General features: G+C 36.4%; 21 protein-coding genes and 1 pseudogene. 8 read left to right on the plus strand and 14 right to left on the minus strand.

Annotation, left to right across the window (positions count from 1 at the left end):
* Positions 1–3: 3 nt before the first annotated feature.
* From purF to rpsF, 8 genes are all read right to left on the minus strand, one after another.
* The gene (gene purF, locus V5N68_RS05040) at positions 4–1,494 is read right to left on the minus strand and encodes an amidophosphoribosyltransferase (protein WP_332066097.1); all 1,491 of its coding nucleotides are present in this window, start codon (positions 1,492–1,494) and stop codon (positions 4–6) included.
* A gap of 71 nt (positions 1,495–1,565) precedes the next feature.
* Positions 1,566–2,147 (minus strand): CvpA family protein, encoded by a 582-nt coding sequence (locus tag V5N68_RS05045; RefSeq protein ID WP_332066098.1) that lies wholly within the window; start codon positions 2,145–2,147, stop codon positions 1,566–1,568.
* A gap of 141 nt (positions 2,148–2,288) precedes the next feature.
* On the minus strand, positions 2,289–3,665 hold the full coding sequence (radA, locus tag V5N68_RS05050) for a DNA repair protein RadA (protein WP_332066099.1): 1,377 nt from the start codon (positions 3,663–3,665) through the stop codon (positions 2,289–2,291).
* A 7-nt stretch (positions 3,666–3,672) separates the two neighbouring features.
* Positions 3,673–5,178: a replicative DNA helicase gene (locus V5N68_RS05055; protein ID WP_332066100.1), complete on the minus strand. Its 1,506-nt coding sequence runs from the start codon at positions 5,176–5,178 to the stop codon at positions 3,673–3,675.
* Positions 5,179–5,570: 392 nt separating this feature from the next.
* Positions 5,571–6,167, minus strand: a complete 597-nt coding sequence (rplI, locus tag V5N68_RS05060) for a 50S ribosomal protein L9 (RefSeq protein ID WP_332066101.1) — start codon at positions 6,165–6,167, stop codon at positions 5,571–5,573.
* A 23-nt stretch (positions 6,168–6,190) separates the two neighbouring features.
* A complete protein-coding gene (locus V5N68_RS05065) occupies positions 6,191–7,165 on the minus strand; it encodes a hypothetical protein (protein WP_332066102.1) in 975 nt (324 codons plus the stop codon).
* Positions 7,166–7,315: 150 nt separating this feature from the next.
* Positions 7,316–7,564 (minus strand): 30S ribosomal protein S18, encoded by a 249-nt coding sequence (gene rpsR, locus V5N68_RS05070; RefSeq protein WP_332066162.1) that lies wholly within the window; start codon positions 7,562–7,564, stop codon positions 7,316–7,318.
* Positions 7,564–7,971 carry a 30S ribosomal protein S6 gene (rpsF, locus tag V5N68_RS05075; RefSeq protein WP_332066103.1) on the minus strand — a complete coding sequence of 136 codons (408 nt, stop codon included), beginning with the start codon at positions 7,969–7,971 and terminating at the stop codon, positions 7,564–7,566. Before rpsF ends, rpsR begins: the two co-directional genes overlap by 1 nt.
* Before the next feature lie 350 nt (positions 7,972–8,321).
* Here rpsF and V5N68_RS05080 point away from each other — a divergent pair, with 350 nt between their 5' ends.
* From V5N68_RS05080 to gmk, 7 genes and pseudogenes are all read left to right on the plus strand, one after another.
* A complete protein-coding gene (locus tag V5N68_RS05080; RefSeq protein WP_332066104.1) occupies positions 8,322–8,909 on the plus strand; it encodes an undecaprenyl-diphosphatase in 588 nt (195 codons plus the stop codon).
* Between the two features lie 71 nt (positions 8,910–8,980).
* Positions 8,981–9,925 (plus strand): ACP S-malonyltransferase, encoded by a 945-nt coding sequence (fabD, locus tag V5N68_RS05085; RefSeq protein ID WP_332066105.1) that lies wholly within the window; start codon positions 8,981–8,983, stop codon positions 9,923–9,925.
* Between the two features lie 18 nt (positions 9,926–9,943).
* Positions 9,944–10,681 (plus strand): 3-oxoacyl-[acyl-carrier-protein] reductase, encoded by a 738-nt coding sequence (fabG, locus tag V5N68_RS05090; RefSeq protein ID WP_332066106.1) that lies wholly within the window; start codon positions 9,944–9,946, stop codon positions 10,679–10,681.
* Between the two features lie 263 nt (positions 10,682–10,944).
* Entirely contained in the window at positions 10,945–11,181 is a 237-nt protein-coding gene (locus V5N68_RS05095) for an acyl carrier protein (RefSeq protein ID WP_317993046.1), read from the plus strand.
* A gap of 103 nt (positions 11,182–11,284) precedes the next feature.
* Entirely contained in the window at positions 11,285–12,550 is a 1,266-nt protein-coding gene (gene fabF, locus V5N68_RS05100) for a beta-ketoacyl-ACP synthase II (RefSeq protein ID WP_332066107.1), read from the plus strand.
* Between the two features lie 135 nt (positions 12,551–12,685).
* Positions 12,686–13,732 (plus strand): annotated as a pseudogene (gene mltG / locus V5N68_RS05105) (endolytic transglycosylase MltG); the annotation flags it as partial.
* 68 nt (positions 13,733–13,800) lie between these two features.
* Entirely contained in the window at positions 13,801–14,466 is a 666-nt protein-coding gene (gene gmk, locus V5N68_RS05110; RefSeq protein WP_332066108.1) for a guanylate kinase, read from the plus strand.
* A 43-nt stretch (positions 14,467–14,509) separates the two neighbouring features.
* Here gmk and rsmA read toward each other — a convergent pair whose 3' ends face one another.
* The 6 genes from rsmA to lptF all read right to left on the minus strand — a co-directional run bounded on the left by rsmA (position 14,510) and on the right by lptF (position 22,029).
* Complete coding sequence (rsmA, locus tag V5N68_RS05115; RefSeq protein WP_332066109.1) at positions 14,510–15,340, minus strand: 16S rRNA (adenine(1518)-N(6)/adenine(1519)-N(6))-dimethyltransferase RsmA; 831 nt, start codon at positions 15,338–15,340, stop codon at positions 14,510–14,512.
* Complete coding sequence (pdxA, locus tag V5N68_RS05120) at positions 15,331–16,347, minus strand: 4-hydroxythreonine-4-phosphate dehydrogenase PdxA (RefSeq protein WP_332066110.1); 1,017 nt, start codon at positions 16,345–16,347, stop codon at positions 15,331–15,333. The genes rsmA and pdxA overlap by 10 nt, the downstream gene beginning before the upstream one ends.
* Positions 16,347–17,303: a SurA N-terminal domain-containing protein gene (locus V5N68_RS05125; RefSeq protein WP_332066111.1), complete on the minus strand. Its 957-nt coding sequence runs from the start codon at positions 17,301–17,303 to the stop codon at positions 16,347–16,349. Before V5N68_RS05125 ends, pdxA begins: the two co-directional genes overlap by 1 nt.
* Positions 17,304–17,383: 80 nt before the next feature.
* A complete protein-coding gene (locus V5N68_RS05130) occupies positions 17,384–19,762 on the minus strand; it encodes an LPS-assembly protein LptD (RefSeq protein WP_332066112.1) in 2,379 nt (792 codons plus the stop codon).
* The gene (lptG, locus tag V5N68_RS05135) at positions 19,763–20,854 is read right to left on the minus strand and encodes an LPS export ABC transporter permease LptG (protein ID WP_332066113.1); all 1,092 of its coding nucleotides are present in this window, start codon (positions 20,852–20,854) and stop codon (positions 19,763–19,765) included.
* The gene (lptF, locus tag V5N68_RS05140; RefSeq protein ID WP_332066114.1) at positions 20,851–22,029 is read right to left on the minus strand and encodes an LPS export ABC transporter permease LptF; all 1,179 of its coding nucleotides are present in this window, start codon (positions 22,027–22,029) and stop codon (positions 20,851–20,853) included. Before lptF ends, lptG begins: the two co-directional genes overlap by 4 nt.
* Positions 22,030–22,381: 352 nt before the next feature.
* Here lptF and V5N68_RS05145 point away from each other — a divergent pair, with 352 nt between their 5' ends.
* Complete coding sequence (locus tag V5N68_RS05145; protein ID WP_332066115.1) at positions 22,382–22,831, plus strand: DNA polymerase III subunit chi; 450 nt, start codon at positions 22,382–22,384, stop codon at positions 22,829–22,831.
* Positions 22,832–22,985 lie beyond the last annotated feature (154 nt).

Genomic DNA, 22,985 nt, shown 5'->3' on the forward strand with positions numbered 1-22,985 from the left:
CAATTAATCTCTTGTTTTAAGAACAGGCGATTGACGAATTGGAGGAATATTCTCTTGATCAACCAGATGTGTAGGATAGTGTCCAGTAAAATAATGGTCAGTAAATTGTGGGTCGGAATTATTTCGTTTTTGTCCCGCTACAGCGAGATACAGGCCATCTGTCGAAAGAAACTCTAATGAATTAGCACCAACAAAATTGCACATGGATTTTAAGTCCGGATATCGATTAGCCAACAGACCTTCCATTTGCGGTGTATCAATACCGTAGAAGTCGGGATAAAAAATCATAGGACTAGCAATACGCATATGAACTTCTTTAGCTCCTGCTTCTCGGAGCATTTGCACAATTTTGACAGACGTTGTTCCACGTACAATAGAATCATCAATCAGAATAACACGCTTTCCTTCTATAACTGGGCGATTGGCAGAGTGTTTTAATTTAACTCCAAAAGCACGAATTTGTTGTGTTGGTTCAATAAAAGTACGACCTACATAATGATTACGAATAATTCCTAATTCAAAGGGAATTCCAATTTCTTGCGCGTAACCAATTGCTGCAGGAGTTCCACCATCAGGAATAGGAACCACAACATCACCTTCACAGGGTGCTTCTTGTGCTAAATAAATTCCCATATTTTTGCGTACTGTATAAACACTACGTCCTCCAACGATTGAGTCAGGACGAGCAAAATAAACATACTCAAAAATGCAGATTTTTTCTGGCTTTTCTATTTCTGGTTTTATAACTTTTGTAGAAATTTCCCCATTTTTTTGTATTTCACATATGATAATTTCTCCATTTTCAACATCACGAACATATTTAGCTCCAATGATATCAAGAGCACAAGTTTCAGAGCAAAAGATTGGTTTACCATCGAGTTCACCCATGACAAGTGGTCGAATTCCTGTTGGATCACGTGCAGCAATAAGTTTCGTGCGTGTTAATGCTAGCATGGCATATCCACCTTCTACTTGCCGAATAGCATCAACAAAACGATCAGATGATGATTCATAACGTGATCGAGCAATGAGATGGAGGAAAACCTCAGAGTCTGAAGTTGATTGACATATAGCTCCAGATTCAATGAGTCTGCGACGCAACGTAAGACCATTTGTAAGGTTACCATTATGAGCAATAGCGATACCCCCAGCTTTTAATTCAGCAAAAAGAGGTTGTACATTACGTAATGCTACTTCTCCAGTTGTAGAATAACGAGTATGTCCGATAGCGCGATTTCCTGGCAAGCGGGCAAGAGTCGTTGTATTTGTATAGTGATCGCCTACAAGACCTAAATGCTTTTCTTGATGAAACATTTTATTATGATAAGAGACAATTCCCGCTGCTTCTTGCCCACGATGCTGAAGTGCATGGAGCCCGAGAGCTGTTAATGTGGCTGCATCTTCATGTCCAAGAATACCAAAAACCCCACATTCTTCATGAAGAGTATCGTCATTTAATGAAAACTCCTGAAAGGGAATATCGATTTTTTTCATTATATTCTTTCTGTTGTAATATGGTAAATGGTTAATATCATACGTCGTATATTATCTTTCCAAATAACAAACTATTTTCCGTTTTGCAGGGACATATTTTCACGAAAGTTTCGATCATTTGTGTTTGCATTGTTCCTTTTAAAAAGTTTTTCAGCTTTTTCTAAAGCATAGTCAATATTTTGGGGCAGTATATTCAAAACTTTTGAACCAAGTGAATCTAGAATGGGCTTTGTTTTTGCATTTTTTAACCAATCAGATTGCTGTTCAGGTTGGATAAGTGCATTAATGAGTAATATGCCAATAACCACAATTAATAAACCACGGAAGGCTCCAAAAATAAAACCAATAATACGGTCAAGTATGCCAATTCGGCTATCAATGATAAAGTCAGAAATTTTCATTGCAATGATAGAAGTAATAATCAAGATAATAACGAAAATCGTGACTAATGTTGTTACTAACGCAACCATTTTATTAGAGAGATATTGCTCAAAGAAGGGTAATATGGGTTTAAATAAAAAGAGTGTTGCAACAGCTGCAATTGCCCAAGAAATCAGCGATAATATTTCGCGCGAAAATCCTCGAATCATGGCAAGAAAAGCAGATAACAGGATGATTGTTACGACAATTCCGTCAAGGACTGTTATAATCATTTGTTTTTTCCTTATTCATAAAATTGCATTCTGTTCAAATAGCATGATAATGGGTTTGGGGTTATGCCATTTTTTACTCTTATAACAAGTATCTCTTATATAGGTAAAATTTTTTCGGTATTATTATGTGTAGAGCTCAGGTCATTTTTTACTTGTGGCAACGGTTGCAACAAGATCAACAAGGTTAGAGAATGTTTTTTGTTGAAAAGATGGTGAGTTTACTGCTTGAGTCGTTGTAGTTGGTTGGATGGATCCTTGAAAGCCCAGTTTTTGTGCTTCATATATACGTTGTCCTGAATGTACAACAGTTCGAATAGCTCCCGAAAGACCTATTTCACCAAAATATACATAATCGGTTGGCAGAGGAATATTTGCAAGAGAAGATACCAAAGCCGCTGCAGCAGCTAAGTCAGCAGCAGGTTCTGATATGCGGTATCCGCCCGCAACATTAAGATAAACATCATGCTGCCCAAAGCGAACACCGCAATGAGCTTCTAAGACAGCTAAAATCATTGAAAGGCGATTTCCATCCCATCCAACAACAGCGCGTCGTGGTGTTCCTAGAGATGAGGGGGAAACAAGCGCTTGAATTTCTACTAATATCGGACGCGTTCCTTCCATTCCTGCGAAAACAGCAGCTCCTGGTGCTTTTTCGTTACGTTCACCCAAAAAAAGTTCTGATGGATTAGTTACTTCTCGTAGTCCTTTATCAGACATTTCGAAGACACCAATTTCATTAGTTGGTCCAAAGCGGTTTTTTACAGTTCTAAGGATTCGATAATTATGGGCGCCTTCACCTTCAAAATAAAAAACACCATCAACCATATGTTCTACAACGCGAGGACCAGCAATTTGCCCATCTTTTGTAACGTGCCCAACAAGGACAACGGCTGCCCCTGTTTTTTTAGCAAATCGGATCATTGATTGAGCACTAATACGCACTTGTGTGACAGTACCTGGCGCTGAATCTGCAGCATCTGACCATAGGGTTTGAATTGAATCTATAATAACCATATCAAGTTTTTTATGTTCGCTTAAGGTTGCAAGAATATCTTCAACATTTGTTTCAGCTGCAAGTTTTATCTCTGAATTTACAACACCAAGCCTTTGTGCACGCAAGCAGATTTGTGCAATAGCTTCTTCTCCTGAAACATAGATAACGTGATGTCCCTTTTGAGATAAGGCGGCAGCAGTTTGTGTTAGCAGTGTTGATTTTCCAATACCTGGATCACCACCAATAAGCAGCGCTGATCCACGGACAAAACCACCTCCAGTAACACGGTCAAGTTCAGTAATACCAGAACGAATACGTGGAACATCCTCAATATTTTCAGAAAGGGATGTGAGGGTGATTATACGTCCCTTACGAACATTTTGTGCAGGGCCACTGCCTATACCATTATTTGCACTTTCTTCGATAAGGGAATTCCATTCTCCGCAGGAATTACATTTTCCAGCCCATCGAGAGTGAATGGTACCACAATTTTGGCAGATAAATTGAATTCGGATGCGTGCCATAATAATTTTAACCAATTTGTTCTGGAAGATATTTACTATCTGCCAAATCGCTAAAACGTGTAAAGTCAGGTTGAAAGGCGAGCTTAATCAATCCTGTTGGTCCATGACGTTGTTTGGCGATAATAATTTCAGCCTGTCCTATAAGAGTATCCATTTTATCCTGCCACGCTACATGTTTCGCTGTCTCTTCTGTTTTGGGTTCTTCATTTTTAGCATAATATGCTTCACGATATACGAAAAGAACAACATCAGCATCTTGTTCGATTGAACCAGATTCTCGCAAATCTGAGAGTTGTGGCCGTTTATCAGTTCGATTTTCAACTTGACGTGAAAGCTGAGAGAGCGCGATGATAGGGATATTTAATTCTTTTGCCAACGCTTTGAGACTTGTAGTAATTTCTGTAATTTCTTGAACACGATTTTCATATGAACGTTTAGATCTACTTGTCATTAATTGTATATAGTCAATAATTAATACATCTAAGCCATGTTGTCGTTTTAGGCGCCGTGCACGTGCTGCCAGCTGTCCGATCGATATACCTCCTGTTTGATCAATATAAAGTGGTGCTTTTTGCAAGTGGTGCATTGCGCGTATTATTTTTGAGAATTGTTCTTCTGAAATATTGCCGCGTCGGATATCAGAAGAAGAAACCTCTATTTGTTCAGAAATAATGCGTGTTGCAAGTTGTTCTGATGACATTTCAAGTGAAAAGAATCCAACTACTCCTCCTTCGTTTTTTGGGGAAGAGTCTTTTGTTTGAGTGTCGTGATTATAAGCATTGGCAATATTAAAGGCAATATTGGTAGCAAGTGACGTTTTCCCCATACCAGGGCGTCCAGCTAAGATAATTAAATCAGATGGTTGTAACCCTCCCATTTGTTCATCAAGCGTCTTAATATGGGTAGCTATACCTGATAACCGTGAAGAACGTTTTTTGGCAGAATCTGCCATGTCAATGGCTTTTTTGATAGCTTCATCAAAGTTTTCAAATCCTCCACCATATTTTCCTTTTTCTGCTAATTCAAACAAATCATGTTCAATTGTTTCAATTTGTTGGGCTGTCGAGAGTTCTGTAGAAGTATCAAAGGCTGTACTGACGACTTTATTGCCAATATTAATCAGAGACCGTCGAATAAAAAGATCATAGATAACACGCCCATAATCTTCAGCGTTAATAACCGTTACTGCTTCTTTAGCTAGACGAATAATATAATTAAATACAGTAATATTTCCAATTTTTTCTGCAGCTGGAATAAAGGGCTTGATGGTAATCGGATTTGCAAGCTTTCCTTTTTCAATAATTTTTGATAAAATATCATAGATTTTTTGGTGTAATGGTTCAAAAAAATGTATTGGCTTTAGAAAATCTGAAACAGCGTCAAGTGCATCATTATTTATAAGAAGCGCACCAAGCAATGCTTGTTCAGCTTCAATGTTATGTGGAAGTTGTGGGAAAGAGGGGGTATCTTCTTTTTGTGAAGAGTTTAAATTGATGGCATTTGTTTCTTCCATAAGGGTCTTCCACTATTAGTATTAAAAGGGTAGGACATTAAAAGTCTTCGTTTGAAATTAAAATTTCAAATAGTTTTACATTCAGGTTTCCAATTAATAATGTAACATACTTTTCATATTTTACAGATTGATTTTCAAAATTATGTTTTCAGTTTCTTGAAGAATGTTATATCGCATTTTAATCTTGTGCAGTCTTAAATTTTCAATATCAGCGTTAATAAGACTTGTAATTTAAGCTTAATTCTTTGATTTTTAAAAATGGATTAATTTTTTACAAAATTTAATCTTATGCTTGTGATAATAAAAAATACTCAGCTTTAGAGAGCCGAGTACTTGTGATATGTTAGGAAGAAGACAGCAAAAAGTGAAAAACAGGTTTTTAAAAACAGAAATTAAGGATTTTCACTAACGCTAGTTGCATTATTTTCATTTATTTTTTCTGAAGATAATTCTTCTTGGTGTTCGGATAATAGATATTCTTGAGCATCATATATTGCTTCAGAAGAGGTAAGAGTTTCACCTTTTTCTTGGCGTTGTGCTTCACTGGCTGAACGTGCAACATTGATTATAACAGAAATTTGCACTTCAGGATGTAAGCGAATAGCAATGCTATGGAGACCAATAGTCTTTATGGGTTGATTCAATTCAATCTGAGTACGTCCAACAGAAAATCCTTCAGTTGTTATAGTTTCAGAAATATCACGTGTCGATACGGATCCGTACAGTTGTCCTGTTTCACCAGCTGAACGAACGACAATAAATGATTTACCATTAAGTTTTTCAGCAATCCCCTGTGCTTCATTTTTGCGCTCAAGGTTACGAGTTTCAAGCTGTACACGTTGTGTTTCAAAATGTTTTTTATTAGCTTCATTAGCACGTAAAGCTTTTCCTTGAGGCAAAAGAAAATTACGTGCATAACCATCCTTAACAGAAACAATATCTCCCATCTGACCGAGACGAGGAATGCGCTCAAGTAAAATAATATCCATAACTTTTCCTTTCGAATATATATTTAGCGAAATTTGCCAAATAATTGGAATTTAGACTGAACCGTTGCCCAAATCCCCATCAGTAGCAGCATGAAAGCAATAGGTGGAGCAAAAACAACGGTTAAGACAGCAATGTATAAAAGTATAATGATTCGACCATTGATCCCTTTTGTAATATCGTGGAGATATGCTAAACCGCTAATTGATATTACAATAGTATATGCGATGGTAAAAACTTGTGCGCTCAAATTAAGAGTAAATCCTAACTCAACCATTGATGCTATACAAACAACAATGAAAACAATAAGCCCAGAAATTGGAAGGCGGAAAGTTTTCCCCCAATCATCACGTGGTCTTTTCAACCATTTCATATATCGCGCCACTATCATGGAAAAGTAGAGATTACCAATAAGGGAAATTATACTATAAATAGCTAGAGGAATAGCTATTAAAGCTGCTGTGTGCGTCATCAAAAGTTCACTCAAAGCATGCATATCAGTTTCTTTTATAGATTGCGATTGCTGCATAGTTTGCACTATGTTTGCAATGACCTTTTTTGCAATCATCAATGTGGATGGGTTTGTTTGAACATAGAGTCCCATAAGGCTCGATATAAGGGCGATAAAATTTGTTAAATGAAAAATGACTGAGGGTAATGGATACCATATCAATAAACTTCCTTTTTGAGAAGGTCGCGCTAACCCAAGAAGCCAAGAAGCATAGAATGCAGGAAGAAAAAATAAAAATGTCAAGGAAAGACTGATATAAACACCAGTAGTTATGATGAGGATTACAGCAGCACTGATTAAAGAAATGAAGCTAGTTAGAGTTCCCCAACCAAATGCAACAATAAAAATCGGAAGTGAAAGAAAACAACCAAGAAAAAAGGAAAAATCAGGGGCAATATTTGCAATACTAAGAATTGCTATACTGACAACAACAGTAAATAGCCCAGCTAAAATACCGCTCATTATCTTATATGCACTAAAACTTTCCATTTATCGCTGTCCTGCTTGTTGCAGTTAGAGGTGTTTAATACCTCAACTTTAAAACACAACTTCATACTTCTGAATGTATATGCAACTAATTGATATATTTTGAACTACGAAAAAAACAGATCAAACGCACTTAGTTGCACAATATTCAGCTTATTTTATAACATACGGAAGCAAACCAAGAAAACGAGCACGCTTGATAGCATTAGCTAACTCACGCTGTTTCTTTTGACTGATAGCTGTAATCCGCGAAGGAACAATTTTCCCCCGCTCCGAAATATAACGCTGTAGTAATTTGATATCTTTATAATCGATTTTTGGAGCATTTGCACCAGAAAAAGGACATATCTTACGACGACGATGAAAAGGACGACGCACTGAAGTTTGATTAGTATCAGTCATCATTCTACTCCTTTTACGGTATTCTCACGTTGATTACGTGAATAACGAGATCTTTCTTCATCTTGAATAACATGATTATTACGGTCAATACGGGAAAGCATAGCAGACTTTTCTTTTTCATGCTTTTCCACACGAATAGTCATGTAACGCAAAATATCTTCATTAATGCGCATTTGCCGCTCAACCTCAAAAATTGCCGCAGCTGGTGCATCAATATTAATTAATACATAATAAGCTTTACGATTTTTACGAATACGATAAGCGAGAGATCGAAGACCCCAATTTTCTATACGCCCAACCTTTCCACCATGCGCTTCAATGACACCTTTGTACATATTCAAAAGTTCATCAACTTGTTGCGGTGCAATATCTTGTCGGGCAAGAAACATGTGTTCATAAAGAGCCATTATTTATTTTGCCTTTCTTCAATTAAATTTTACCGAGTTCAGCGCAAAGCCTCTGCGACTTGTCTTTTTGGCTACCCAAAGAAGAAAGGACGCTTTTGCAATTCGAAACATTCGAGAGCGGAGACACAGGAGGTCGGAAATAACATATCTCCTACTGCATTTTCGCAATCCTCCGTTCAACCCCCAGCTAAAACACCGGTAACGAACATTTGGTATTTACAGCTTATCTTTTTAAATAGCAAGTTCATGCTGATAAAAAATGTGATTTATTGACTTGAAGTATTTTTATACGCTTTACACTTGCACATAGGAGAGTTGCGATATAATTTTTAAAAATTAAGGAGATAAGGATGGAATTTTTAAACCAGATTGATATCACACTTTTTGAAGTTCTTTCTGGTAATCATAGATCATGGTCAGTTTTGGTTCTTTTTGGCATTTTTTGCGCAAAATTTTTGATTTATATCATTCCTATGCACCTTTGCATATTGTGGTTTTGTGGAAGTGTTATGGAACGGCACATAGTATTGAGTATTTGCACGAGTATTGGTATGGCTCTTTTCGTAGGTTATCTGATTTCCCTTATTTATTTTCATCCACGTCCATTTGTTGTAGGTTTGACATCACCATTAATTAAGCATCGTGCGACAGCTTCTTTTCCTAGTAATCATGCTTTGACTATTGCGTCGTATATGGCAAATCTTTATGTATATCGATATAAGGTTTCCTCTAAGTTTGCCGTGATATCTTTATGCTTGATTTGTTGGGGGCGTATTTTTGTTGGTGTACATTATCCGTTTGATGTTTTAGCCGGCGTAGTTTTAGGAATTGTCATAAGTTTGGGGATTGTCCGATTTATAGCGCCATATTTCCCAAAGTTTTTGTATAAAGTTCCTCCGTTGAAGTATAATTTCAAGATAGATATCGGTTTCAAATAATTTGTTTTGTCTGAGTTGGTATTTATGAATTAAAGGGTAAATAATTTAATGTACGATTTGGGAGATTATTGATGGCCGCAGCATTTACTTTTCCAGGGCAGGGGAGTCAGCTAGTTGGTATGGGAAAAGTGCTTGCAGAGCAATTTACTGCAGCGCGTATGGTTTTTGAGGAAGTGGATGATGCTTTGGGTGAGAAATTATCAGATATTATCTTTGAAGGACCTGAAGATATATTGACATTGACAGCAAACGCGCAACCAGCACTGATGACCGTATCTATAGCGATTATTCGTGTGATGGAAAATTTAGGGCTTAATCTAGAATCAAGAGTGAAGTTTGTTGCTGGTCATTCTTTAGGGGAATATTCGGCTCTCTGTGCTGCTGGCACATTTAGTCTTGCTGATACAGCGAAGCTTTTGCGGATTCGTGGAAATGCTATGCAAAAGGCTGTTGCTATTGGTAAAGGAGCTATGGCAGCACTTATCGGTTTAGATGAACAAGACGTTGAAGAAATTTGCAAAACTGTCCTGGGCAATGGATTATGTCAAATTGCTAACGATAATGGTGGTGGACAAATTGTTATTTCCGGTGAAAAAGAGGCGGTAGAGGCAGCTATGAAAATTGCATCACAACAAGGCGCTAAGCGTGTGCTTCTTCTTCCAGTTTCTGCACCTTTCCATTCATCCTTAATGCAGCCTGCTGCTGATATCATGAAAGATGCACTTTTGACTGTTAACAAAGCAGCTCCTGTTGTGCCTTTAGTTGCAAATGTCTCTGCTGCGCCAGAAAGTGATCCAGATCGTATTGCTACACTTTTGGTTCATCAAGTAACGGGAAGAGTGCGTTGGTGTGAAACGGTAAAGTGGATTAGTGCCAATGGAGTTGATACACTTTTTGAAGTCGGTTCAGGAAAAGTGCTAACAGGTTTAGCGCGTCGTATTAATAGAGAGATTAAAGGATTGACAATTAGTACAGCTGAAGAAATAGAAGAGGCGTTGCGAGCGCTTGGCGTTTAATCTTTAAGGAGTCAAAAAATGTTTAAATTAACAGGTCGTAAAGTGCTCGTGACGGGAGCATCGGGGGGAATTGGTCAGGCGATTGCACGCTGTTTTCATGCGCAAGGAGCAATCGTTGGGCTCCATGGAACGCAAGAAAACAAGCTTAAAGAAATAGCTGCAGATTTGGGTAAAAATGTTTTTGTTTTTTCTGCTAATCTTTCGGAGCGCGAGTCCATTAAAAAATTAGCTGAAAAAGCAGAAGAAAAAATGGGTGGTGTTGATATTCTTGTTAACAATGCTGGAATTACTCGAGATAGCCTCTTTATGCGTATGCAAGATAAAGATTGGGATGATGTTTTAGCGATCAATTTGACGGCCGCTTCTATTTTGACACGTGAATTGGTAAATTTTATGATGCGTCGTCGTTATGGGCGAATTATTAACATAACATCAATTGTAGGTGTTATTGGAAATCATGGACAAACAAATTATTGTGCTACAAAAGCTGGTTTGATAGGATTTTCGAAGGCGTTAGCGAAAGAGATTGCATCACGAAATATTACCGTTAATTGTATTGCTCCGGGGTTTATTAAATCTGCTATGACCGATAAACTTAATGAAAAGCAAAAAGAACATATTATGGCAGCAATTCCAATGAAGCGTATGGGCGAAGGGCAAGATATAGCTTCTGTTGCTGTTTATTTAGCAAGTGATGAAGCGGGGTATGTGACTGGTCAAACAGTGCATGTTAACGGTGGTATGGCAATGATTTAAGTATTTACTCTATTGCACATTGATTTATAGGTTTTATTATTTTAGTAATAACAAATGAAATGGAAGGGCATCTGTTCCTTTAGCATGATGGTTGATCAATTTATGTCAGAAGAGAATCAAGTTGATTAATTTTGTGGTGGATATCTATAAGGAGTGTTTCGAAGTACCACTAAAGATTTAAAAGTGATGCATCTATACTTGATTACATGATTCGATGTAGCTAACAAATTGTAAGAAGATAAAATAAATTTGAGGATTTCAACATGAGTGATACAGAAGAGCGCGTTAAAAAGATTATCGTGGAGCATCTTGGAGTTGATGCAGATAAGGTAGTGGAAAATGCAAGCTTTATTGATGATCTAGGAGCAGATAGCCTTGATACGGTTGAGCTCGTTATGGCTTTTGAAGAAGAATTCGGTGTAGAAATCCCAGATGAAGCTGCTGAAACAATTTTCACAGTTGGTGATGCAGTAAAGTTTATTGATAAAGCCTCTGCGTAATTATTGAAAGGCAAAAGTATAAAATACTTTTGCCTGTATTTGGAGAAGTTATTTCTCAAAAGCAGATTTGAGAATTTTTGGCTCTCGATTCAAGGTTGAAAGCATGAGACGTGTTGTTGTTACTGGTTTGGGGTTAGTATCTCCGTTAGCTGGTGATGTTGAGTGTAGTTGGAAAAGATTGCTTGATGGGAAAAGTGGTGTTCGGCGTATTACTGAATTTGATGTGTCGGATTTGCCATGTCAGATTGCTGCGCGTGTTCCTTTTGGGGATGGAACAAATGGTACATATAATGCTGATTTGTATATGGACCCGAAGGAACAACGTAAAGTTGATCCGTTTATTATTTATGCAATGGCTGCTTCTGATCAAGCGCTTGCAGATGCTGAATGGTATCCAAAAAACGATGAAGATCAGATTCGTACAGGTGTATTGATTGGTTCAGGTATTGGAGGTATTGAGGGTATTGTTGAGGCTGGTTATACCCTTCGGGATAAAGGGCCACGTCGTGTTTCTCCTTTTTTTATTCCTGGACGTTTAATTAACCTTGCTTCTGGTTATGTTTCTATTAAATATGGTTTGCGTGGTCCTAATCATTCGGTCGTGACAGCTTGTTCGACAGGCACGCATGCAATTGGTGATGCAGCACGTTTGATTGCGCTAGGTGATGCGGACGTAATGGTTGCAGGGGGTACGGAATCCCCGATAAACCGTATATCACTTGCTGGTTTTTCTGCGTGTCGAGCTCTTTCTACTAGCCGTAACGATGATCCTGAAAAAGCATCTCGTCCCTATGATATTGATCGCGATGGGTTTGTCATGGGGGAGGGGGCAGGAGTTGTTGTTTTAGAAGAGCTTGAGCATGCAAGAAAACGGGGAGCACGTATTTATGCTGAAATTATCGGCTATGGTTTATCTGGTGATGCTTATCACATTACAGCTCCTTCAAAGAGTGGTGAGGGTGCGATACGCAGTATGATAGCGGCTCTTGAGCGCGCACAAGTCAATGCGAGTGATATTGATTATATTAATGCTCATGGTACTTCAACCATGGCTGATACTATAGAGCTTGCTGCCGTTGAAAGTATTTTGGGACAATATGTATCACAAGTGTCCATGTCATCGACGAAGTCATCTGTAGGTCATTTACTTGGCGCAGCTGGTGCGGCTGAAGCTATTTTTTGTATTTTGGCTATAAGGGATAATGTAGCTCCGGCAACACTTAATTTAGATAATCCGTCGATTGAAACAAAAATTGATCTTGTTCCGCATGAACCGCGACAAAGAAAAATTGATACGATTCTTTCTAATTCTTTTGGATTTGGTGGGACCAATGCATCATTAGTGATTCGACGTTTTGGGGAGAATTAAATATTTGAGTTTTTTTTTATTATTAGTTTTTGTATAATTATAGTGTGATACCTAGAAGTTGTTGGGGCTGATGGTTATTAATATAAAAATGGACAGCCGTCAAAATCCGCAGATAATAGCTATTCGGAGTATTGAGTAGATAATAACGATATGTTGGCGCATAAAAAGAAAAAAAAATCATATATAGTACGCAATCCTTTGGTCATTATTGGTCATTTTTTTCTGATGCTGATCATGGTTTTAGTTTTAGCCATAAGTATTCCTCTTTATATTGGAAAAAATATCTTTGAAAGAGAAGGTAAAGGTGAAAAAGAACAAGTTGTTTTTATTTATCCAGGAACAGGAATCCGTAAAATAGCTTCAATTCTTGAAAAGCGAGGGCTTATTCAATCATCGGATATTTTTGTTTATGGAGTTGGTTATTATCAGCAAACAACAAATTTTAAAGCAGGTGAATATTTAATCCCAGCACACGCTTCAATGCGGGATATCATGGATATTTTTGTAAAGGGAAAGTCCATTGAATATACATTTACAGTCCCTGAAGGTTTAACAGTTCAACAGGTTTTTGATAGGTTAGCTACTAATCAAATTCTGGTTGGAGATCTTCCAGAAGTTTTACCTCCGGAAGGCAGTTTGATGACTGATACTGTGCGTTTTATTCGGGGGACAACGCGTAAAGAAATTATTAAGAGGCTAAGTGAAGGGCAAGAGAAGTTAATTAATGCAATATGGGCTACTCGCTCACCTGATTTGCCAATTAAGTCTATTGATGAGTTCGTTATATTGGCATCAATTGTAGAAAAAGAAACGGGAATTGCATCTGAGAGAGAAAAAGTTGCTGCAGTGTTTTATAATCGATTGGCTAAACATATGCGTCTTCAATCTGATCCGACGGTGATTTATGGCCTTTTTGGTGGGAAAGGAAAGCCGTCAGGTCGCGCAATTTATCGCTCAGACCTTGAGAAAGTAACGCCATATAATACTTATAAAATTAATGGTTTGCCTCCCACAGCGATTGCAAATCCAGGTCGAGATTCTTTGAAAGCAGTGGCACATTCGCCAAGGATTGATGCGCTCTATTTTGTCGCAGATGGTTCGGGGGGGCATGTTTTTTCTAACACTTTGGAAGAGCATAATACGAATGTTCGCAAATGGCGTGCGTTAAAGCGAGCAAATTAAATGTAAAAAATGTAGAAAGTTATAAGTGAAGTTACGGTATACAGTTTTGAAAAGGTAGAGTGGAGATTATGACTTTCTTGGAAAGTGAACTGAATGTAAGAAAAATAAATCAGCGTCGGGGTTTTTTATTTATTCTTTCTTCTCCTTCAGGAGCTGGTAAATCAACTCTTTCTCGGTTACTTTTAAAAAATGGGGAATTAGAGCTTTCTATAAGTATAACGACACGGAAAAGACGTCCTAGTGAAGTTGATGGTCTTCATTACCACTTTGTTTCAAAGAAAGAATTTGAACGGAGACGTAATGGAGATGAGTTGATTGAGTGGGCAGAAGTGCATGGAAATTATTATGGAACTTTACGTGAAAGCGTTGAAAATGCTTTAGATGCTGGTCAGGATGTATTATTTGATATTGATTATCAAGGGGCTGAACAGCTTCAAAAAAAGATGCCAGGGGATACTGTATCTGTTTTTATTCTTCCTCCATCAATGAAAGAACTTACTTCTCGTTTGTATCGTCGAGCAGAAGATAGTCAAGATACCATTAATTTGCGATTAAAAAATGCACGAACAGAGATGCAGCATTGGAATTCTTATGATTATGTTGTGATCAATGAAGATTTAAATCTATCCGTATCACTTATTAAATCAATTTATGTGGCAGAAACAATGAAGCGTGAGCGATGTTTTTTTCTTAAGTCTTTTGTGAATGATCTTATTTCTGAAAAGCTTGATTAATGTTTCCATTATCAAATTACAAACTAATAAAAAATATTAAACTTTAAATCAATAGGTTAGCGAGAGTTACAAATTCGGAAATGGATAATGTTTCAGCTCGGCGTTTTCCATCAATACCAGCTTTTTCCAAAAGTTTTTCACCTCCGATAGTTTTAAGATTTTGGCGAAGCATTTTTCGTCTTTGTCCAAAAGCAATTTTTGTTATAAAACTTAACTTCTGTGTAGAGCAGGAGAGGGGTTGAGTACGTGGAATGATGTGTACGACGGAAGAAGTTACTTTAGGAGATGGTATAAAGGCTTGGGGAGGGATATCAAAAGCAATTTTTGCGATAGTACGCCAGCCAGCTAAAACGCCAAGACGTCCGTAATGCGGAGATCGAGGTGTAGCGATAATGCGGTTTGCAACTTCTCGTTGGAACATCAGCGTCATTGATTCATAAAAAGGGGGCCATGGTTCAACCAAAAGCCAGTTTAGTAAAAGTTGTGTTCCGATATTATAAGGGAGATTTGCAATAATGTGCGGTTTTTCTGGATATGTTTTAAAGAGCTGGGAGAAGTCTTGTTTTAGTGCATCATCGCAAATAATTTTTAGTTTTGTAGGATAGTGTTTTTCTATATCTGATAAAGCTGGTAAACAGCGTTCATCACGCTCTATTGCTGTTACAATAGCACCTTTTGCTAGTAGGGCACGTGTGAGGCCTCCAGGCCCAGGGCCAACTTCAATAACAGGTTTTCCTTCTATATTACCTGCCTGCTGAGCAATTTTAGATGTTAAGTTAAGGTCAAAAAGAAAGTTTTGTCCCAAAGATTTATTAGCTCGCAATCCATATATATTAATTACTTCACGGAGAGGTGGAAGATTATTTATTGGCATGGCATTAAATTATTTTCTGCAAGTCGATTTGCAAGCTTTAAAGCAGAAATGAAACTATTGGGAGAAGCTATTCCTTTGCGCGCAATATCAAAAGCAGTTCCGTGATCAGGAGAAGTTCGAATAAAAGGTAATCCTAAAGTGATATTGACAGCGGTATCAAAATTTAATGTCTTAACAGGGATAAGAGCTTGATCATGATACATGCAAAGAGCAGCATCATATTTTTTTCTTGCGCAATCATGGAACATTGTATCAGAAGGTAGTGGACCTATAATATTTAGTCCTTTACTTTTAAGATATTCAATAGCAGGGGTGATCACTTCTATATCTTCTTTTCCTATTGCACCTTCTTCTCCAGCATGGGGATTAAGACCGGCAACAGCTAAACGTGGAGAGATAATTTTAAATCGTGTTTTTAAGTCTTTTTCAACAGTAAGTGCAGTTTGAACGATTAGGTGACTAGTAAGATTTGAAGGAACTTTACTGAATGGAATATGAACGGTAATTGGTACTGTTTTCAATTGAGGTCCCGCTAACATCATGACAGGATGATAATATTGACCATAGTTTTTTTGAGCCAAATGAGCTAAAAATTCTGTATGTCCAGGAAATTCAAATCCAGCCTCATAAAGGCTTTTTTTAGAAATAGGACAGGTAACAAGTGCGCACGCACGGCCATTTCTAATTAATTGAACGCCGCGTTCAATTGACTCAATAATTCCAGGAGCATTTTCTGGAGAAAATAAGCCTAATTGATTATGTTGCCGGTTTTTTAGTGGTATTATAGGAAGAGCCTTTTGAAAAATTTTTACAGGGTTGTCTGTAAAAACAGATAACTCTATTTCAACATGGATTTTTAAAAACTGAGCACGCGAATGAATAATATCCGGATCAGCTAAAAGAACAAAAGGTGGAACTTGACATGAAGTACGCAAGTTCCAAGCTCTTAGAGCTATTTCAGGACCTATACCAGAAGGGTCACCACCACTAACTACAAGAACAGCCATTATAAACTTTGAATATATGCCTCTTGCCGCAATTCTTTTAAATATTTTTCGCTTAAATTTTCAAGTTCTTGCGGGCCTTTTTCTTTATTGTCTTGAATTGAGAATATAAGTTGAGCGACATGGTCATTAGAAACTCTTTTTATTTTACAGATCGCTAGTGCTTCAATACCATATGCTGTTTCCCGTAATTTTGTCATTTTTCCAGTGGCTGTTGCTCGGATATCTTGTTCCCATTCTGTGGGTAATTGCGGCTCCAAAAATCTTCCTAAATTGCGAATAGTAACATCTAGAATATTTTTAGCCTGTTTTTTAACATTTTCACATCCTTGAAAATGTTCGCGAAAATCATTTGCTTCTTTTTTGCGTTTTTCAAAGATTTGCGAGCGTCGATGTGCTGGAATAACAAAAATAATTCTTTGTAATGTATATTCATTTGTTGATGGCTTTACACCGCCATTTTTTAAAATTCTGCGTACAGCTTCTTGTTCAGTAATCATACCAACTTCTGCTTGATAGCGAGCACTAACAAGGCGCCCCCATCCTAATTGCCCACGAATATAATTTTTAAAGTGCTGTACTGTAATATCATTTTGGATCAAAATTTGGTTAAGTTGGTCAATGGTCATATGATTTTGTGTTGCGAAGTTTTCAAAAGCACTATCAACTTCATTATCACTAACATCCATGTTGCGACGCTTCACTTCCATGCTTTTAAGGACTTCATCAATGAGCTCATTCTTGGCTTGTGTTGCGAGGTTACCTTGTTTTTGTTGCAACTTTAAAAAAGAAATGCGTCTTTGGATATCATAATTTGTGATGGGATTGCCATTAACTGTAGTAACAACTGTAATTTGAGCAGAGATTGGTAAAATAAAAAGTCCATTTATCAATATGCAGCTTACGCTAACAGAAACAATCCAAAATAAAGCAAGCATACGTTTTTTTAATTTGATCATGTGAGTAAACCTTTGCAGTGTTTATCAATTCCCATCGATTATTTTAAATATATTTTTTTTTGTATAAAAACAATGATAAGTTAAAGTACTTTATAATTCTCTTTCCATAAACCTGATTTTATTCCTTTTCCGATATCTGAAACTGTATGCAATGAAAGAGAAAAGTTAAGATTTTGCAAAGGTGCGGTTTTATTTGGATTAGTTATTTGCTGATAACTTAATGTTAAAGTAAAACATTCATCTCTATAATTAACACTAATGCCTCTTTTGACGAAAGTACCAGATACTAAATCATATGCAGCATTGCCACCAACAGACCAGTAATCAGCTAATTTAAAACCAGTTTGAAAAGAAATTTCTTGCCGATTTTTAGTATATTCATGACCATTCTCTTTGGGAATATAAGCATATTGCGCAGAGGCCCAAATATTTTTCCATTTTTGCAATGCCTCAATTTCACTATGGCGAATTTTCCCTGTTTTTTGATCAAAACGTCCACGAAATTCCATATAAAAATTGTTTTTATGATTAGCGCTAAGCGCTGCAACATAGTCTGAACGTGTTGCTTCAAGACCAGAATTATTAAGATTTCCTTCTGAAAAAGAATTTTTTCCTGCAAGATGAAAAGATTGCCCAATAAGGCCATTAAGAAACCAATTATCATTCAAATTTCCAGAATATCTTATCCCTATGTTTGCTCTTGTTCCTCCTTCTACACGGTCATAACCAGAAAATTTATTACGTTGAAAAAGAGTGGTGGCATCAAATATAAAGCTTTGTGCGTCTTCATTGGAAATTTGTTCGATATATCGCTCATTATTACGCATAAAAAACTGTACTATTGGTTCCATAATATATGTAGAGTTGCCAGATGTTATGGAGAAAGGATAACGTAACTCTAAACCTGCAGTCGCTATCCCTCGGATAGCTGGTGAGGTATCATTTGTTATATAATTATCGTGTTTTTTTTGCGCATTTTGTTTTTTTTGCGCATTTATTGTAAGAATATCAGTACGCAAGGAAAGGATAGGAGTTAATATTAATCCGTTACGCATATTAAATCGCTTTTTCCATTCTAGTTCATTTGTTAAACGAAAATTATTTCCAGCGATACCAGGCGGCTGAGTGGCATTAATCGGGTGGTTATTCCAGTAAGTAGAGTTGAAATCAGTATGACGGCGATGAACTAATTGCATATTGCTATGAAAAGTAAGTAATCCAGTATAAATCGATTCATTAGGACTAAAGGAATAGTTTATACGGGGCAAAACCCATGCTTGCTCAGAGGCATGTTCATTATAGTTATTATTAAACATATTTTGAACCTTGAAATGGTAAAAGCGCATATCAAAGTAATTTTTACCAGCAAGACCATTTAAATAAAGCTGAGAAAGCTGCACAGGATTACTGTAGTTTTCAAGTTTATATGTTCGGCTAAAGTTTTGATCGGACTGTGTAAAAATATCCCATCCATAGGTCCATCGTGTATTAAGACGGAAATCGCCTTTTGTTGCGAACATGTAACGGTTCGTACGTTGTGCATCAATTGTGTTTTTGTCAAAATTGTAAGGTTTAAATTGGTATATATGAGCAAAACGAAGGTTGTAATTTCCTGTTTTAAAACGTTGACGCCATTCACCTTCCGTTAAAACTCCTTGTTGTGTATAAAGTGTAGAAAAAAGCGTAAAGTCGTAGTGGGGAGCTAGATTCCAAAAATAAGAATTTTTCACACCCGTGCCAAGATGATCAGAATAAAAAAAATGAGGGACAAGAAGACCGCTAATACGTTTTACAGTTGGATCATAAAGCTCAAAAGTTGGGAGCTTTATAAGTGGTATACCAAAAAATTCAAAACGACTATTTTCAAGTCGGATTTTTTTGATAGCGCTGTTCCATATAATTTTTTTTGCTTTAATTTTCCATAAGATTTTCTTGTCTGATTTATATAAGCAAGGTTCACATGCTGTGTAGGCAGCATTATTGAAGATTGTTATCTGATTATTACTACGTGTAGCACTGTCTGCTGCAAAGTGAATATTATCAGCTGTATCAATGCGTAAAGAATTTATAAATCCTTCACCAAAATCTTTTGTTATATTAATATGATTAGAGTGAATTTTATTTCCATTTTTCTGAATAATTTCAACATTTCCTTGCGCTATGATACGTCCTGTTTTTTTATTATAAATCATTTTTTTAGCGACAACTTTATTCCCATCATATTCGACTTGAACATTTCCTTGTAAAGAAATAATATTGGTATCATGATTGTAGATGAGCTCATCTGCGGATAGCAGAATAGGGCTTATCGAATTTGAGATGAAGTTTTGAGCAAGGGAAGTAGAATTTTGTACAAGTGCATAACAAAAACAGAATATGCTTAAGAGACAACCAGTAAAACTCTTTATTATTAGGATACTTAGTTTTTTTATGGTTTGTTTATTCAGAAGCAACTTCATCTAGCCATCCTCTTTATGAAGTAAAAAGGATATTCCTAAAAACAATGCAATAACAACTGGGGACCATGCAGCTATAACTGGTGGAATGTACCCAGCATTTCCAAAAGCTTGAACAAGTCTAGAAACAACATAAAGAGCAAATCCTGCTATTATTCCGCTTAGGATCAATAGTCCAGATTGTCCAAAGCGCGTAAAATTCAAAGATATAGTTGCTGCAATGAGAGTCATTGCGACAAGTAATGCTGGTAATGCAATCAATGATTGTAAATACATGTTAAAATGATTAGCAGAGTGGCCAAATGAGCGCGCAATCATAATTTGAGTTGGTAATTTATAAAATGGAATTGTTGCAGGATCCGCTAAGTATTCAGTTAAAAATTCTGGTTTGATGTTTGTTTGTATTTGAAACTCAGTAAATTTTTTAGGGTTATGACCTGTTTTGTAGATTGTTCCGTTCGTTAATAGCCAAGCTCCATTTGTTAGTGTTGCTTTTTTGGCATTAATCCAATTTTTGATTGCTGCATTATTATTGTATTGTACAAAGGTTGCATCGATTAAAGAAAGGCCTCGATCTGTAATGTATCTAGCACCAATGGTTGTTCTATCGGAACCGATACGTTGCGTTAACCATGGGATGTGTATGTTGTTGACAGATGTTAATGCATTATTGCCACGTAATTGAGCCATCGTTTTTTCTACTTGAGAATATCCCCATGCGGCAAGTGGGTTAAGAAGAAAAATTGAGAGTAATCCAAAAAGAAAAGCTCCAAAACAGGCGGGCATGAGAAATTGCCATGCAGAAATACCGATTGCACGAGTCACAACAATTTCAAATGCCCGATTAAATGAGATCAGCGTTGCCATTGCGGAAAATAGTGCAATAAAGGGGATGATTTGTTGCATGATAAAAGGGATGCGCAAAAGTGAGATAAAAAATGCGTTTTTTGCTGTATAGTGAGGAAGGTAGGCCAGTCGGTTAGAGTTTTCTGTGAAATCGATTAAAAAAGCTATAATAAAAGTGCTTAAGAAAAAACAGCAAGTCATTTTGAAATAACGTATAAAAAAATACAGCCCAAGTGTCCATCCCATCATGATTGATCACTCGATGGATGTTGAGATTTTTTATTTTTAAGGTTTTTCATTATTATTCGAATAATTTCGATAGAATTTGTGAAGAAATCAATTTTACGATTTGTTAAGAGCATGAAAAAAACGATTACACTCACGACTACTGGAATCATATAAAGAAAAGGAATATACGCAAGATTATTTTTAGCTTTTTCAGCAAAAAAATAATTCATCCAATATACAAAAAAAGAAAAAGAAATAGCAGAAAAATTTGCAGATATACGTGCTTGGCGATATGAAGATGCATCTCCTACAGCTGCCATTGCAATCAATGCAAAAACAATTGGATAAAGCCATTCTGTAAATCTACGATGAAGTTCAGCTCTATATCGGAGTGGATTTTTCTGATAATAAGGGTCTCTTGGATCAGGATGTAGCAAGTAAGAAAGAGGCCTATCTTTAGGGTAAATAGTCATAGTTTTGTCGTTGGGGATGAACTCATCTAAATTAAAGATATAGGAGCTAAATTGAATGATAGAAGCTTTATCATTGTGATAATTGATTCTCTCTATTTCACCGTTATTGAGAAGTAAAAAGTTGCCGTTTTTATTACTAAGAATGGAGGCTTTTGTTGCATAATAAAAGATACTAATCTTAGGATCGCGCTGGTCAGCAATAAAAAGGCGGCTGATAGTTCCATTCGGATTTTGTTCACCAACTTCTATGTAAAGGTTATTCGTTAACTTTTGAAAGCTGCCTTCACGAATAAAAAGATTAATAAAATCAGAATGAGCGCTTGCTAGCATTTGTCGCATATTAAAACGTGCTTGAGGAGCAATAAAATTTACTATAGTAAATGATATACATGATGTAATGATAGCAAGAAAAAAAATTGGTTTCCAAACAGTACTGTTCGGTAGTCCAGAGGTACTGATAATCGCAAGCTCTGAATTTTGATTCATTGTTGAAAGGGTTGTTGTGACTGCAATTACCAGTGCAAATGGGATCACAAGAAAAATAACAGAGGGAACTAATGAAAGAGAAAAGTGTAAAACTGTTAGAAATGTTTGTCTGCTTGTTGTAAGAAAATCAATTCGTGCAAGAATTTGAACAGTCCAACTAATGGCTACTGCCACGATCATGACAGAACTAAATAGTATAAAAACACGCTTCAGGATGTATAACTCAATAATACGCATGGACTATAGGTAATATCCTCAATTAAAAAAACAATATTCTACACTGTTTTGAGTTCAAAAGTAGAATAAATTAAAAACTGCTTTCATACATGTGTGTATTTACACTAAAAAATAATAAAGGAGAGCCCCAGCGGATTATAATTCAGTTTGCCATATATTATATTGTATTTTCAAGTGTGATTAAAAAAAAGCCTTAAAAAAACTGTTTTATTAACTTTTAAGTGATTATTTTTTTCTTTAACGCTCATAAAGTAAAAGTTGGTGATAAAAACGGTCATAAAAAGAAGAAATTATTCCTATTTAAAACCACTTTTTGTATGGAAGTACGGTAAAAATTAATAAGGGCTAAAAGGTGGATATTCTTTTTTATCATATGGTACAGTCACAGTTGGAAGATGTTTTGCCAACACTTGTGGAACGAGCATTGGCACGGTTTGGTCAGGTAACAATACAATGTGTGAGTGAAGAACAGCGAGATGCTATAGATGCCCATTTATGGGTTTATGATGAGGCAGCATTTATTGGGCATGGAACTGAGTATCATCAATACCCCAATTTGCAGCCTGTATTTATTACCACAAGACAGGACAATCCTAATAATTCAAAGATACGTTTTTTAGTTGAAGGAGCAATATGTTCAGATATTAATGCATATCAACGGCTTGTGGTGATATTCGATGATCGAAATGATAAGCAATTAAGTTTGGTTCGTACTCAATGGAAAAATTATAAAATGAAAAATTATAATTTAACTTATTGGAAACAAGATGAAGAACGTTGTTGGAAAAAACAACAAGCTTGATATACATAACATCTGTTATTTTTATAAAGCTTTGGAAAAAATGATTCAAGATTCTTCATTACTGAAAAAGAAAGAGCAGTGTTGGTCTTTGTTATTATTTTTTGAAAAAATGGAATAAAGATATGATCTACAATCAAAGCATTTGAATGGAACA

The sequence above is a fragment of the Bartonella eidoli genome, from assembly GCF_036576145.1.
Taxonomy (GTDB): Bacteria; Pseudomonadota; Alphaproteobacteria; order Rhizobiales; family Rhizobiaceae; genus Bartonella.

Excerpts from the sequence above, each read along its gene's own strand:
- V5N68_RS05095 (WP_317993046.1), top strand. The coding sequence starts at position 10,945 with ATGAGTGATACAGAAGAGCGCGTTAAAAAGATTATCGTGGAGCATCTT.
- fabD (WP_332066105.1), top strand. The coding sequence starts at position 8,981 with ATGGCCGCAGCATTTACTTTTCCAGGGCAGGGGAGTCAGCTAGTTGGT.
- purF (WP_332066097.1), bottom strand. The coding sequence starts at position 1,494 with ATGAAAAAAATCGATATTCCCTTTCAGGAGTTTTCATTAAATGACGAT.
- radA (WP_332066099.1), bottom strand. The coding sequence starts at position 3,665 with ATGGCACGCATCCGAATTCAATTTATCTGCCAAAATTGTGGTACCATT.
- pdxA (WP_332066110.1), bottom strand. The coding sequence starts at position 16,347 with ATGGCTGTTCTTGTAGTTAGTGGTGGTGACCCTTCTGGTATAGGTCCT.
- rplI (WP_332066101.1), bottom strand. The coding sequence starts at position 6,167 with ATGGATATTATTTTACTTGAGCGCATTCCTCGTCTCGGTCAGATGGGA.
- V5N68_RS05125 (WP_332066111.1), bottom strand. The coding sequence starts at position 17,303 with ATGATCAAATTAAAAAAACGTATGCTTGCTTTATTTTGGATTGTTTCT.
- V5N68_RS05045 (WP_332066098.1), bottom strand. The coding sequence starts at position 2,147 with ATGATTATAACAGTCCTTGACGGAATTGTCGTAACAATCATCCTGTTA.
- rsmA (WP_332066109.1), bottom strand. The coding sequence starts at position 15,340 with ATGCCAATAAATAATCTTCCACCTCTCCGTGAAGTAATTAATATATAT.
- V5N68_RS05055 (WP_332066100.1), bottom strand. The coding sequence starts at position 5,178 with ATGGAAGAAACAAATGCCATCAATTTAAACTCTTCACAAAAAGAAGAT.
- fabF (WP_332066107.1), top strand. The coding sequence starts at position 11,285 with ATGAGACGTGTTGTTGTTACTGGTTTGGGGTTAGTATCTCCGTTAGCT.
- lptG (WP_332066113.1), bottom strand. The coding sequence starts at position 20,854 with ATGATGGGATGGACACTTGGGCTGTATTTTTTTATACGTTATTTCAAA.
- V5N68_RS05065 (WP_332066102.1), bottom strand. The coding sequence starts at position 7,165 with ATGGAAAGTTTTAGTGCATATAAGATAATGAGCGGTATTTTAGCTGGG.
- fabG (WP_332066106.1), top strand. The coding sequence starts at position 9,944 with ATGTTTAAATTAACAGGTCGTAAAGTGCTCGTGACGGGAGCATCGGGG.
- gmk (WP_332066108.1), top strand. The coding sequence starts at position 13,801 with ATGACTTTCTTGGAAAGTGAACTGAATGTAAGAAAAATAAATCAGCGT.
- V5N68_RS05130 (WP_332066112.1), bottom strand. The coding sequence starts at position 19,762 with ATGAAGTTGCTTCTGAATAAACAAACCATAAAAAAACTAAGTATCCTA.
- V5N68_RS05080 (WP_332066104.1), top strand. The coding sequence starts at position 8,322 with ATGGAATTTTTAAACCAGATTGATATCACACTTTTTGAAGTTCTTTCT.
- rpsR (WP_332066162.1), bottom strand. The coding sequence starts at position 7,564 with ATGACTGATACTAATCAAACTTCAGTGCGTCGTCCTTTTCATCGTCGT.
- lptF (WP_332066114.1), bottom strand. The coding sequence starts at position 22,029 with ATGCGTATTATTGAGTTATACATCCTGAAGCGTGTTTTTATACTATTT.
- rpsF (WP_332066103.1), bottom strand. The coding sequence starts at position 7,971 with ATGGCTCTTTATGAACACATGTTTCTTGCCCGACAAGATATTGCACCG.